This is a genomic window from Luxibacter massiliensis (assembly GCF_900604355.1).
GTDB classification, from domain to species: domain Bacteria; phylum Bacillota; class Clostridia; order Lachnospirales; family Lachnospiraceae; genus Luxibacter; species Luxibacter massiliensis.
In genome coordinates this window covers 3591538-3606180 of sequence record NZ_UWOE01000001.1, presented here as the reverse complement: position 1 = coordinate 3606180, position 14643 = coordinate 3591538, and the positions used below count along the sequence as shown (strand labels likewise).

Below are 14643 nucleotides of genomic sequence, written 5' to 3'. Positions count from 1 at the left end.
TATGAAGCTGGATGCATTGCACCATCAGGTGCTGGCTATAGATAAAGAAGAACAGCGGGTTGATTCTGTCCTTCCCTTTGTAACCAATGGGCAGATTGGAGATGCCACGAATGAGGAATTTTTGGAATCTCTAGGAGTCAGGAATTTTGATGTGTGTATTGTTGCTATTGGAGATAATTTTCAGAGTTCACTGGAAACAACCTCGCTGCTCAAAGAGCTGGGGGCAAAAATGGTGGTATCCCGCGCGGCCAGAGATGTCCATGCAAAGTTTCTTTACCGTAATGGCGCAGATGAGGTTGTCTATCCCGAAAAGCAGCTTGCCCACTGGACTGCGATCAGATATAGCGCCGACCATATTATGGATTACATAGAGCTGGACAATGAACATGCTATTTTTGAAATAACCGTACCGGTGGGATGGGTAGGAAAAACGATTGGGCAGCTGGATATACGGAAAAAATATAATATAAACATAATGGCGTTGAAACATAATGGCGCAATGAATATGAACATTACTTCAGGTATACACTTCCTAGAAGAAAATACAATACTTGTACTTGGAAATATGAAGGATATTCAAAAGTGTTTTCACATTTAGCATACCCAAAGGGCCCCCTTTTCAAAACTATTGATTTTGAATTATAATGTTCTATTGTAGTAGGAGGTGAATATATGGATATGGGCAGGCAAAATCCAGACCAACTATTAGAGGTAATCCGCCAGGAAGAGGAAAACCAAAAAAGAGGGCATCTGAAAATCTTTTTTGGATATGCCGCAGGTGTTGGAAAAACCTATGCTATGCTGAAGGCGGCCCATGCTGCCAAGAGGCATGGCGTTGATGTAGTGGCAGGTTATATTGAACCCCACGCACGTCCCAAGACAGCAGCTCTTTTAAGTGGGCTGGAAGTGCTTCCTGCACGGAGTATGTACCATAATGGGATCCGACTCCGGGAATTTGATATTGACGCAGCTATAGGGAGAAAGCCGCAGCTTCTTCTTGTAGATGAGCTTGCACATACAAATGCTGAAGGATGCAGGCATACGAAGCGTTATCAAGATATTGAGGAACTTTTGAATTTAGGAATTGACGTATATACCACAGTCAATGTACAGCATATTGAAAGCCTGAATGATATGGTGGCTTCCATTACAGAGGTTTTTGTGCGGGAACGTATCCCAGATTCTGTATTTGACCGGGCGGATCAGGTGGAACTGGTGGACATTGAACCACAGGATTTAATCAATCGGCTCCAGGCTGGCAATGTCTATCAGGAGGCACAGGCCAAACAGGCAGTTGAAAATTTCTTTACTGTGGAAAATCTGACAGCACTTAGAGAAATAGCGCTGCGCCGGTGTGCTGACAGAGTGAACCTGCTGACAGAAAATGCAAGGATTAAAAGCCATGGCGACTACTATACAGATGAGCATATTCTGGTTTGTCTTTCCTCTTCCCCCTCCAATGGGAAAATTATCCGCACCGCTGCAAGAATGGCAAAGGCTTTCCGCGGTGCGTTTACCGCACTGTTTGTTGAAACACCGGACTTTTCATCTATGGATGAAGAAAACAGGAAAAGGTTACGCATCAATATGCGCCTTGCTGAACAGCTTGGGGCAAAAATAGAAACAGTTTACGGGGAGGATGTTCCATTTCAGATTGCAGAGTTTGCCCGTTTATCTGGTGTGTCTAAAATTGTTATTGGAAGAAGTTCTGGCGCAAGGAGGCATCTGTTTAGCAAGCTGACTTTAACGGAAAAGTTGATTGCCGACGCCTCAAACCTGGATGTCCATATCATACCTGACGCTGTTTCTGGTACGTCTGCTTACCGGGCAAAAAAATTAAGACGGAAAAACAGTATTATATTTTCAGGCCTTGATATTATAAAGTGTATTGGTATTTTGATTGTATCTAGTTTAATCGGTACTATATTTCAAAATCTAGGCTTTGCAGAAGCTAATATTATTACGGTCTATGTGCTCGGGGTACTTGTGACTGCTGTGATTACAAAACATCAGATTTATAGCCTGATTTCTTCTATTGTAAGCGTTTTGGTTTTTAACTTTCTCTTCACTGAGCCAAAATTTACACTGCACGCTTACGACCAGGGTTATCCATTTACATTTATCATTATGTTCCTGGCGGCTTTTTTAACCGGATCCCTTGCCACGCGCCTCAAAAACCACGCCAGGCAGTCTGTACAGGCTGCATACCGTACAAAGGTGCTTTTTGATACAAATCAACTTTTACAGCAGTCAGGCAGCCAGGGTGATATAATATCATCCACTGCAAATCAGCTTATTAAGCTGTTAGGCAAGGACGTTGTATTTTATCTGGCAGAAAATGAAAGTCTCGGACAACCCCATATTTTTCCGGCGGCAGAGGAAGCTTTAGATAAATGCTATACTTCTGAGAATGAAAGGGCCGTCGCCCAGTGGGTGTTAAAAAACAACAAACATGCGGGGGCAACCACAGAAACCCTTTCCAACGCAAAATGCCTGTACCTTGCAGTTCGGGTCAACAGTAATGTGTATGGCGTTGTAGGAATTGTGATTAACAGCCAGCCGCTGGACTCCTTTGAAAAAAGTATTTTGCTGTCTATTCTAGGCGAATGTGCATTAGCTTTGGAAAATAAAAAAAATGCCCGAGAAAAAGAAGAGGCGGCGGTTTTGGCGAAGAATGAGCAGCTCCGTGCAAATTTACTTCGTGCAATATCCCATGATCTGCGGACACCGCTAACTTCTATATCAGGCAATGCAAGTAATCTTATTTCCAATGGAGATTCTTTTGATCCGGATACGAAAAAGCAGCTTTACATGGATATTTATGACGATTCTATGTGGCTGATTAATTTGGTTGAAAACATCCTTGCCGTAACGCGGATTGAGGAGGGCAGGCTGAATTTTACAATGTCAGAGGATTTAATAGATGATGCAGTTGCAGAGGCTTTGCACCATGTGAGCCGTAAAAGTGTGGAGCACCATATTACCGTTGAAAGTAAGAAGGAGTTTCTTCTTGCAAAAATGGATGTCAAGCTTATTGTCCAGGTGATTATCAATATAGTGGACAATGCCATTAAATATACTCCCAAAGGCTCCCATATTGTAATTCGGACAGAGCAGCAGGGGGAGAATGCTGTTGTGTCTATAGCCGATGACGGCGAAGGGATCCCAGATGAAGCCAAGGAAAAAGTATTCGATATGTTTTACAGCGGCGCCAATCAAATAGCGGACAGCCGCCGCAGTTTAGGGCTTGGGCTGTCATTGTGCAAATCCATTATTAACGCCCATGGCGGGAAAATCACCGTTTCTGATAATATACCTAAGGGTACAGTGTTTACCTTTACATTACCAATAAGGGAGGTACAAATTCATGAATAAGCCATTAATATTAGTTGTAGAAGATGATACGTCTGTAAGAAATCTAATGACAACAACCTTAAAAGCACATGATTACCGTTATCTCACGGCATTTAATGGTGAATCAGCGATTTTGGAGGCTTCGTCCCATAATCCCGATATCGTCCTGCTTGATCTAGGGTTGCCGGATATCGACGGAGTTGAAATTATACGGAAAATCCGCACATGGTCCAATGTACCTATTATTGTCATCAGCGCGAGAAGCGAGGATACAGATAAAATTGATGCTTTAGATGCGGGAGCAGACGACTATCTTACAAAACCGTTTTCCGTCGAGGAACTGCTTGCGCGGCTCCGTGTAACCCAGAGACGGCTTATTATGATGCAGAAAGAATCTCCTGCAGAGGCTTCAGTTTTTACAAATGGAATGCTCCGTATTGACTATGCGGCGGGATGTGCGTATCTAAATAAAGAAGAATTGCATTTAACACCCATCGAATACAAGCTGCTTTGTTTATTGTCAAAAAATGTGGGCAAGGTTCTGACACATACTTTTATAACCCAGAACATTTGGGGCAGCAGTTGGGATAACGATATTGCTTCTCTGCGTGTTTTCATGGCAACACTCCGAAAGAAAATTGAAAGAGAACCTAATTCGGCCCAATATATCCAAACCCATATTGGGGTCGGATATCGGATGATGAAGGTCGAATAATTTTTTCTGCTTTGAGATAGATATTATATATGGAGGAGATTTCCAGTATGGGGAGCTTAGAAATACTTTTTCACGCCTTAAAGAGAGGGTCAAAAAACTCCGCAGCGTCAGGAGAAAAAGGCGCTGTGGAGTTACGGGAGTCCTGCCCTTTGGATAAACATTATTTTTTTCTTCTAAATATGGAAAACCGGATGAGTTCTGATAGGAGGCATGAAACACCCAGGATGAAACACCACAAGGATGCATTTTTGTGTCCACTTTCTGCCAATTGTCTTGCACCGATTATCAGTCCAATTCCAGCTAGTATAGAAGTACCTCCTGTGGCTAGGCGGAATATACGGCTGTTATTCCATGCATGAGTAAGATTTTTATCTAGTTTGTCTGCTGATGTATCAACATACTGCTCAAACCGTGCGGCCAAATCTTCTACTTTCTGATCAAATTCTTGTTCTGTCATAATATTACCTCCATACTTTTAGTTTTATACATTCATTTGGTATGTAAGTATTATAGCAGCATTTCTGGCAATTGTAAATATACATTTCATTAGTATGTATAAATTTTATTTTCAGGATGGTAGGAGAATATATCTACCAGAAAATAGGGGAGTATGCTATACTGATATAATTAAAAGAAACAATATATGGGTATACCTTATTGAACATTAGCAGTTCAATAAGTATACCTTGTTGGACGAAGTCCACCCGTCCGAAGGACATGTATTAGGGGGTGCCCTGTGGGTATACCTTGTTGGACGAAGTCCATCCGTCCGAAGGACATGTATTAGGGGATGCCCTGTGGGTATACCTTGTTGGACGAAGTCCACCCGTCCAAAGGACATGTGTTAAGGGATGCCCTGTGGGTATGGAAATATAAACAAATGCTTTCATGAAAGAGGAAAGAGGGAAAGCTTGTGAGTAATATATTAGAAATGGATCAGGAAATAGAAAGTTGTCTGGATACGATTCGATTTTTAAATGAAAGTACAGACGATTATCTTTTTGTGTGGGATATTAAAAGAGGAAAATTACATTTTACATCTGATATTCATGAGAGATTTGCAATCGAAGAGCAGCCGGAGGAAGGATATGATCTGGCGGATTGGAATAAGATTGTTTATGATAAGGATTTGCCTGCCCTCAAAGAAGATCTGGGGCAGGTTGAAAAGGGAAATATAAAGAGCCACAATCTGGAGTACCGGATTATTGACAGAGAAGGGAATAGAATATGGATTAACTGCAGGGGAAAAAGCCAGCTTGGGCAGGATGGCAGGCCTCAGTTCATGATTGGAAGAATATCAGATACTGTAATGGCAAGGAAGGTAGATTTTTTGACAGGCTTGCTCAATGGAGTTAAATTTGGGGAGGATATGGCAGAATGTCTTTTAAAAAAGCAGCAGGGATTCCTGCTGATTTTAGATATAGACAATCTGAAAGATCTTAATAATAAATATGGCAGAAGTTATGGTGATGAGGTCATAAAAGGGGTTTCTGAAATATTGGAGGAAACAGTTGACAGCTTCTATAGGATCTATCGTATGGATGGAGATAAGTTTATTATTAACTTACTCTATTGTGACAGGAATGGGGCTAAGTCAGCCTATAATATCATACAGGATAAAGTGGCCTTATACTGTACAATTTCTGCAGGCGCGGTGCCATATTCGGAATATACAGATGAGGACAGCAGTATGCTGTACCAATATGCAGAGAATGCGTTAGATCAGGCCAAACAGACCGGGAAAAATAATCTGATATTCTTTTCACTGGAGAATTATGAGGAGTATTTACATAGAATTGATCTGCAGGAGGAATTGAAGAAGAGTATTGACAATGGATTCCAGGGTTTCTATCTGTGTTACCAGCCTCAGATAAGTATTGAGGATTTTCGATTATTTGGAGCAGAGGCTCTTTTAAGGTTTCATTCACCAACCAGGGGAGTGGTAGAGCCATCAGAATTTATCCCTATTTTGGAGCAGACAGAGTGGATCTGCCCGGTGGGTGAGTGGGTTTTAAGGACGGCCCTTGGCCAATGTAAGGAATGGAGAAATGTGATACCCAAGCTGCATATCAGTGTCAATATATCTTATGTACAGCTCAGAAAAAAGGGGATTGCGAAGAAGGTCTTGGATATACTTAAAGAGAGTGGGAATCCGGGGAGTGTACTGACTATGGAGGTTACAGAGAGTATGCAGCTCCAGGATTATCCATATTTCAATAAGATATTTTACCAGTGGAAGAAAGCAGGCATAGATATATCCGTAGATGATTTTGGCACTGGTTATTCCAGCCTTGGCTATCTGAAAAGCCTGGAGATTAATGAAATTAAGATTGACCGTTGCTTTATCAGCGGAATTAAGAATAGTACTTATAATTATAAGCTGTTGAACAATATGCTGGAATTGGCTTACAGCGCACAAATCAGAGTATGCTGTGAGGGCGTTGAGACAGAAGAGGAATTATATGTATTACGGAAGCTTCACCCAGACACTATACAAGGGTTTTTGTTTGGCAGGCCCTATAAAAAAGAACAATTTGAAGAGAAGTATATTGCGTGGGGAAACCAGGTATATTGGGAGGCAATGAACCTGGAGACAGGCTCAAAGCCTTCTCTGAAAAGTATAGGCCAAAAAGAAAGTGAATTGATTTTTAGCAAAGATAAATTGGCTACAATTGTAGATGCCATGGAGGAAGCTGTCTACGTCAGCGATATAGATACCTATGAGCTATATTACTTGAATCCGGCCGCCCATAAAATGATAGAGGGATGCGATTATAAGGGCGAGGGGACTAAATGTTACCAGGTACTCCAGGGAAAGGATGCACCTTGTGAATTCTGCACGAACCCTATAATAGATAAAGAAAATTTTTACATATGGGAAATGGAGAATACGCACCTTGGCAGGCATTTCATGTTAAAGGATAAGCTCATACCATGGGGAGATAAGATGGCGAGAATGGAGATTGCCATTGACGTGACAGAGAGGGAGCTTATAAGCCAGGATGTCAGAGAAAAACTAGACTTTGAGAAAAATGTTACCGTCTGTACAAAGATGCTGATCGAGGATCCTGATATGAACCGCGCGGTAACGAAGACTATACAATCTATAGGAGAGTTTTATAAGTGTGACAGAGTTGTTATTTTTGAGCCGGATGTGGATGAAGGGCATTGGAGCAATACCTATGAATGGTGTAATCAAAATATTAGCCCCAGACAGGATGATATGCAGAACGTCCCCGCCTATTTTTTCAGGAGATTTTTAGGGGATTTGGAAAGGGGTTCTTCTGTCATGATAGACGACCTTGGCCAAATAAAAGAAGACTGTCCTGTGGAGTGGAGGGTACTTACGGATTTAGGCGTCTGTAATTTCCTGGCTGTACCTATCATGAAAGGAAATAAGCTTATAGGATTTATTGTCATAGAAAATCCAAAGCACAGGGATGACAATGACAGGCAGATTCGTATAATGTCCCATTTTCTGGCGGACAGGGTAATCAGGAATGAGGCGGATGAGAGACTGAGTGAGCTGCTGAACTTCCGGTATGAAGATATTCTGAAAGCAACAAGGCTAGGACTTTGGATCATTAAGTTAGACAAGAAGTCTGGAATTGGAAAAATGTATGCAGACCATACAATGCTGCAGATCATGGGGATTAAGAAGAAAATTTCTGCAGCGGAATGTTATGATTACTGGTATGGCAGGATCAACGATGGATATTATAACTATGTGAATCTTGCAGTAGATGAAATGATTCATAAAGGGAATCCGGTTCAGCTGGAGTATACATGGAACCATCCTGACCACGGGGAGGTTGTCGTAAGATGTATGGGAGTCCGTGTACAGGACGATGAAGGGATGATCAGCCTGGAAGGGTACCACTGCATTATAAGCGATATGGAGATGCCCAGATTCTTTTCCAGTACCTTGGCCAATGAGATGTTTGAATATAATGAAATAAAGAAGTCCATATATTTTCATACTGAACGCAGCATTTTGTTTGGTGAAGAGAAACGGGAGCAGAATTTTCCTGATTGTTGGATTGACACAAAGATCGTACATCAGAATTGTGTCAAAGAATTTAAGTCTATCTTTTATGGCCTAAATAAAAATAAGGAGATCGAAGGCGCGGAGCTGCTTCTCAAAACAAAAAAGGGGGATTATGAGTGGTTTAGGCTGGAAACCCACCGTCTGGGAATGGATGATAAAGATATACATACAATCGTAGTTTCCCTGACCCCTGCAGCTAAAGAGCGCACTATGGAGTTAAATTATATACGGAAGAATGATTTTTATGAGGCGTTGCTTTCAGAGGCAGCGGCCTATGCAGAGATAGATATAAGCAATGGACAGATTAAAAATACCGGGGGCCTTTGGAAAAAATACGAAGAAGAAAGCCGGTGGTGGGGAGAGTCTTTTTCACAGACTATGCGGAGAAATATTCTACTATCCGTATATTCAGGGGATGTGGAAATAGTAAACTATTATATGGATGCAGATGTCATGAGGGATCTGTATGAAAATAAAAATTCTACAATAAAGCTATGTTTCCGCCACTTTATAGATGGGGAACTGCGATGGGTAGAGATGACTATACATTTGTTTAAAGAAAAATACACAAATAATATGTATGCCCTTTTATATCTGAAAAATATTGATTTACAGAAGAAAAGGGAGATAGCACAGGTCACTGCTGCTTCCATAGATCCCCTTACACAAGTTTATAATAGGAGGAGCTTTGAGGAAAAAGTAAAAGAGCATATTGAGTCGGAAGAATTTATGCGGGGGGCGTTTCTTCTGATCGATCTGGATGATTTTAAAGTTATCAATGATAAATTTGGCCATCTTGCTGGAGATGAAGCGTTGAAATATCTGGCAAGGTTATTGGTGTCTACCTTTAGAAAGGATGACGTTGTAGGGCGTTTGGGAGGAGATGAATTTTTCGTTTTTGTAAAAAATGTCAGTGACAGGGAGATTATGAACCGCAGGTTAGATGCTTTGTATCAGTCTTTAAAAGACGATCCAGATATGCCGATTTCCTGCAGTACGGGAGTTGTTTTTGTAGAAAGGGATGGGTTTTCCTTTGAGAAAAGCTTAAAATGTGCTGATATCGCCCTCTATAGAAGCAAGAATGCAGGAAAGGCGGTTTATTCTTATTATGAAGATTTCGCTGATACCATTGGCAGCTGAAAACATGCGCCGTAAATGCCGCAAAATGGATGAACGGCTTAAGCTGTGGGAGGCATTTTCCAGTAATATTTTGAATAAATTTTATAATTAAGATGTATCAGAAATATAAAAAGTATTTATATTAAACAGGACAGAGGGCGTGCAGGAAAGAATGCCCTCGGGTATAGCTTTTATACGTATGTGCCTGGAGGAAGTTATGAAAATGAAGAGATTACTATTTTGTATGGCAGCAGTATTCATTTTTATGCTGCATCCTATGGAGGCTTTTGCAGACGAAGTACCAGGGGAAGCAAAGACAGCAGAAGAGCTTGCGGCGGAGGAAGAAAAGGAAAAGGCTGATTCTTATGCCCGTGAGATTGATACAAATAAACTAGAAGGATGGCCTCAGGGGCCGGCTGTCTATGCGGATTCGGCCATTGTCATGGATATGGACAGTAAGGCCATCCTTTTTTCGAAAAACGCTGACGCAAAGCATTATCCGGCAAGTATTACAAAACTGCTTACAACCTTGGTTGCCCTTGAACATGCAGAGCTGACAGATAAAGTGACATTTACGGAGGACAGTGTATCCTTCCTGCAGTATGATGATGCACAGATAGGGATGAAGCCAGGAGAAGAATTAAGCATGGAGGATGCCCTTCATGGCGTGCTGCTGGCTTCGGCCAATGAAGTGTCCTATGCAGTGGCGGAAAGCGTGGGGCAGCAGAAACTAGGCGGTAATTATGAATCCTTTATTCAGACAATGAACGACAGGGCGGAGGAGCTTGGCTGTACTGGTTCACACTGGGCAAACCCCAATGGGCTGCATAATGACGACCATTATACCACAGCACACGACATGGCCCTTATTGCATCTGCTGTGTATCAGGAAGAAGAGTTCCAAAAGATTATGGACACATTGGAGTACAAGATAGGCCCTACCAATCTGACAAAGGAGGAGAGAGTATTTCAGCAGAACCACAAGATGCTGTGGCCAGAAAACTACTATTATTATGAATACTGCACTGGCGGAAAAACAGGGTATACAGACCAGGCAAAGACTACCCTTGTGACGATGGCGGACAATGGCGATATGAGGCTTGCAGCAGTTGTACTCTATGATTACGGCGTAGACGCCTATACAGATACAAGAGAGATGCTGGACTATGTATTCCAGAATTTCCAGAAGGTCTCTGTCAGCGGGCAGGAAACATCAGAGGATGTCCAGTCTTTCAGCGATCCAGACTCATATGTGGTACTGCCTGAGGGAATTAGCTTTAGCCAGCTCGATAAGGAAATTTCTTTGACAGAGGAAGGTATACGAGATGGAAGGATTCTGTATTCGTATAAAGGGCAGAGTGTGGGCAGTGTAGATGTAACTGTCACAGAAGAATGTTACTGTAAATTAATGGGAATAGAGCCAGGCGGCAAAGGGGACAAGGAAGCTCTGCATACGGCAGAGAAAAGTAAGACAATTGCAAAACAGTCTGTCTCGGGGGAAAACAGACAGCTTAAATTGATAATTGCAGTAGGATCAGTTGTTATTTTTGTATTGATTATTTTTATGTATGCTTTAAAAAGAAGAAAAAAGAAAGCGCTCAGGCACAGAAAAAGGCCAATAAGGGGCAGGGACTAAATATATGTATATTGTTCCAGGTACCTAAATTTTCTGTAAAAACTCAGGTTTTAGCATCTTGACTAATTTTCTGTTTCTTCTTATAATAAGCCTGTATACGTTAAAAAGACATTGACGGAGACAGTAGGATATATACTGAAAGTTTCAGCGAGCCGGGGAAGGTGTAAGCCCGGTACCAGTAAGATATTTCTGAATATCACTTCCGAGTTGCAGCGCCCGAACCACATGCAGTAGGGGCTGACGGTGTTCTGCCGTTATCAGAACGCATATGCAGGGCCTTTATAGGCTTTTAAGTATGGCGTAACAGGTGGTAACGATAGCTCATGCCTTCGTCCTATTACAGGGCGGGGGTTTTTTATTATATAGGAAAGTTCTCCGAACTTCCTATATAATAAAAACACATTTCGTGTGATGGTGCGCAGCTCGCGGAGTGGAATTTAGCGTTTCACCCACCGCGCGCGCGGAGAATGTGCCGGAGGCACATTCTTTGTCCTTTCATGGAAAAATCCGTTGGATTTTCTCTGTGGGCGGCGACGGGGCGGATAGGAACAGGCCTGCCGAAGGGGCAGCACATCGGGGTCTTTGACTAGAATCTAAGAAAGGAAGGATTAAGCCATGTATAAGAAAGTTTCCACGGATATGAATTTTGTGGACCGTGAGAAAGAGATTGAAAAATTTTGGATTGACAATAAGGTTTTCCAGAAGAGTATGGAGCAGAGGGAGGGATGCCCGGAGTATACTTTTTATGACGGGCCTCCTACAGCAAATGGAAAACCTCACATAGGGCATGTCCTGACACGTGTCATCAAGGATATGATTCCCAGGTACAGGACAATGAAGGGGTATATGGTTCCCAGAAAGGCAGGATGGGATACCCATGGGCTCCCGGTGGAGCTGGAGGTGGAAAAGCTGCTGGGCCTGGACGGCAAGGATCAGATTGAAGAATATGGCCTGGAACCATTTATTGATAAATGTAAAGAAAGTGTATGGAAATATAAGGGGATGTGGGAGGACTTCTCAAGCACCGTAGGATTTTGGGCAGACATGGAGCACCCCTATGTAACCTATGACAATGATTTTATTGAGTCCGAGTGGTGGGCCCTGAAGCAGATTTGGGACAAGGGACTGTTATACAAAGGCTTTAAAATAGTGCCTTATTGCCCCAGATGTGGGACGCCCCTGTCCGCCCAGGAGGTTGCCCAGGGTTATAAGGATGTGAAAGAGCGGTCTGCGATTGTCAGATTTAAGGTGAAGGATGAGGATGCTTATTTTCTGGCATGGACAACTACACCCTGGACCCTTCCTTCTAATCTGGCCCTCTGTGTGAACCCTGACGAAGATTATGTGAAAGTAAAGGCTGCCGACGGCTATGTATATTATCTGGCCCAAGCGCTGCTGGATACAGTGCTGGGCAAACTGGCGCAGGAAGAAAACCCTGCATACGAGATATTAGAAACTTATAAAGGCAGGAACCTGGAATATAAAGAATACGAACCCCTTTTCCAGTGCTCTGCAGACGGGGCGGCCAGACAGGGAAAGAAAGCTTTCTTTGTGACTTGCGATTCCTATGTAACCCTTACAGACGGTACAGGGGTCGTCCACATTGCTCCTGCCTTCGGCGAGGATGATGCAAATGTGGGAAGAAAATATGGACTTCCTTTTGTGCAGCTTGTAGATGAAAAAGGAAATATGTCTGAGTCTACTCCTTTTGGGGGTGTATTTGTCAAGAAGGCTGATCCATTAGTGTTAAAAGACCTGGAGGAAAGAAACCTTCTTTTCGATGCGCCTAAATTCGAACACAGCTATCCTCATTGCTGGAGATGTGATACACCTTTGATCTACTATGCACGGGAATCCTGGTTTATTAAGATGACAGAGGTGAAGGAGAATCTGATAGCCAACAATAATACAATCAATTGGATCCCCGAGAGCATTGGGAAAGGACGTTTTGGCGACTGGCTGGAAAATGTACAGGACTGGGGCATCAGCCGCAACAGGTACTGGGGCACTCCTCTGAATATTTGGGAATGTGAGTGCGGGCATCAGCATTCTGTAGGCAGCATTGAAGAGCTAAAGGAAATGTCCGATAACTGCCCCGGGGACATTGAGCTCCACAGGCCGTATATTGATGATGTAACGATTAAGTGCCCTAAGTGCGGGAAAGAGATGCACCGTGTACCGGAGGTTATTGACTGCTGGTTTGACAGTGGTTCCATGCCGTTTGCCCAGCATCATTATCCATTTGAGAACAAAGAGCTTTTTGAACAGCAGTTCCCGGCCGATTTTATTTCTGAAGCAGTGGACCAGACAAGAGGCTGGTTCTATTCACTGCTGGCCATATCTACGCTTCTGTTTGATAAAGCGCCATATAAGAACGTAATCGTTCTCGGGCATGTGCAGGATGAAAATGGACAGAAGATGAGCAAATCAAAGGGGAATGCAGTGGATCCCTTTGATGCGCTGGATCAGTATGGGGCAGACGCCATCCGCTGGTATTTCTACGTAAACAGTGCGCCCTGGCTTCCTAACCGTTTCCACGGAAAGGCAGTGACTGAGGGACAGCGTAAATTTATGGGGACATTGTGGAATACCTATGCGTTTTTTGTATTGTACGCCAATATTGACCAGTTTGACCCTTCCAGATACAGCCTGGATTATGAGAAACTTTCCGTCATGGATAAGTGGCTTTTATCAAAGCTAAACACACTTGTGAAGACAGTAGATGAGAACCTGGAACAGTACCGTATACCCGAAAGCGCAAGGGCGCTGCAGGACTTTGTGGATGACATGAGCAACTGGTATGTCAGAAGAAGCCGCGAGCGTTTCTGGGCAAAGGGAATGGAGCAGGATAAAATAAATGCTTATATGACCTTGTACACAGCTCTTGTGACAGTTTCTAAGGCAGCGGCCCCCATGATTCCATTTATGGCGGAGGAGATTTACCAGAATCTTGTATGCGGCATAGACAGCGGGGCGCCTATAAGTATCCACTTATGTGATTTTCCGGCTGTGAATGAAGCCTATATAGATGGCGCGCTGGAAGAGAATATGTCCCATGTATTGAAGCTCGTGGTGATGGGAAGGGCGTGCCGAAATACGGCCAACATCAAAAACCGCCAGCCAATTGGGCAGATGTTTGTAAAGGCAGATTTTGAACTTCCGAAATTTTATCAGGAAATCGTCAGGGATGAACTGAATGTGAAAAATGTAAAGTTTACAGAGGACGTGAGGGACTTTACTTCCTATAATTTTAAGCCACAGCTAAAGACAGTTGGGCCAAAGTATGGTAAAATGTTAGGTGGAATCAAATCTGTACTGGACAGCCTGGATGGAAATGCAGCCATGGATGAGCTTCAGGCATCCGGGTCACTGAAGCTGTCTGTAGAGGGACAGGAGATTGTATTGTTCAGGGAAGATTTACTGATTGACACTGCACAGATCCAGGGATATGTTTCTGAGAATGATAATGGGGTAACTGTTGTCCTTGACACAAACCTGACTGAAGAACTCCTTGAGGAAGGTTTTGTGCGTGAGATCATCAGCAAGATTCAGACTATGCGCAAAGAGGCCGGGTTTGAGGTAATGGATAAGATAAAAGTAACTTACGGCGGCAGTAAAAAAGCAGAGGATATTTTCGAGGCCCATGGCATAGAAATTGGAGATGAGGTATTGGCCAACGCGGTTGTAAAAGCAGAGCCTTCCGGTTATATGAAAGAGTGGAAGATAAACGGTGAGGCTGTTACAATGGGCGTTGAGAAAGAAGGTGAATAA

The 14643-nt window shown here is 42.9% G+C and carries 7 protein-coding genes; 6 read left to right on the top strand and 1 reads right to left on the bottom strand.

Annotated features, from left to right (window positions below; all coding sequences use genetic code 11):
- The first annotated feature begins 1 nt into the window (after position 1).
- The 3 genes from EFA47_RS16800 to EFA47_RS16790 all read left to right on the top strand — a co-directional run bounded on the left by EFA47_RS16800 (position 2) and on the right by EFA47_RS16790 (position 4069).
- A complete protein-coding gene (locus EFA47_RS16800) occupies positions 2-598 on the top strand; it encodes a potassium channel family protein (protein ID WP_122644293.1) in 597 nt (198 codons plus the stop codon).
- A 74-nt stretch (positions 599-672) separates the two neighbouring features.
- Entirely contained in the window at positions 673-3375 is a 2703-nt protein-coding gene (locus EFA47_RS16795) for a sensor histidine kinase (protein ID WP_122644292.1), read from the top strand.
- Positions 3368-4069, top strand: coding sequence for a response regulator (locus EFA47_RS16790; RefSeq protein WP_122644291.1), 702 nt, complete (start codon positions 3368-3370; stop codon positions 4067-4069). Before EFA47_RS16795 ends, EFA47_RS16790 begins: the two co-directional genes overlap by 8 nt.
- A gap of 160 nt (positions 4070-4229) precedes the next feature.
- Here EFA47_RS16790 and EFA47_RS16785 read toward each other — a convergent pair whose 3' ends face one another.
- The gene (locus tag EFA47_RS16785) at positions 4230-4526 is read right to left on the bottom strand and encodes a hypothetical protein (RefSeq protein ID WP_122644290.1); all 297 of its coding nucleotides are present in this window, start codon (positions 4524-4526) and stop codon (positions 4230-4232) included.
- 456 nt (positions 4527-4982) lie between these two features.
- On the opposite strand from EFA47_RS16785, the gene EFA47_RS16780 reads away from it, so the two are divergent.
- The 3 genes from EFA47_RS16780 (at position 4983) to ileS (ending at position 14643) form a co-directional block, all read left to right on the top strand.
- Positions 4983-9257, top strand: a complete 4275-nt coding sequence (locus EFA47_RS16780; protein ID WP_122644289.1) for a diguanylate cyclase domain-containing protein — start codon at positions 4983-4985, stop codon at positions 9255-9257.
- Between the two features lie 196 nt (positions 9258-9453).
- The gene (locus EFA47_RS16775; RefSeq protein WP_122644288.1) at positions 9454-10872 is read left to right on the top strand and encodes a D-alanyl-D-alanine carboxypeptidase family protein; all 1419 of its coding nucleotides are present in this window, start codon (positions 9454-9456) and stop codon (positions 10870-10872) included.
- A 615-nt stretch (positions 10873-11487) separates the two neighbouring features.
- Positions 11488-14643: an isoleucine--tRNA ligase gene (gene ileS, locus EFA47_RS16770; RefSeq protein ID WP_122644287.1), complete on the top strand. Its 3156-nt coding sequence runs from the start codon at positions 11488-11490 to the stop codon at positions 14641-14643.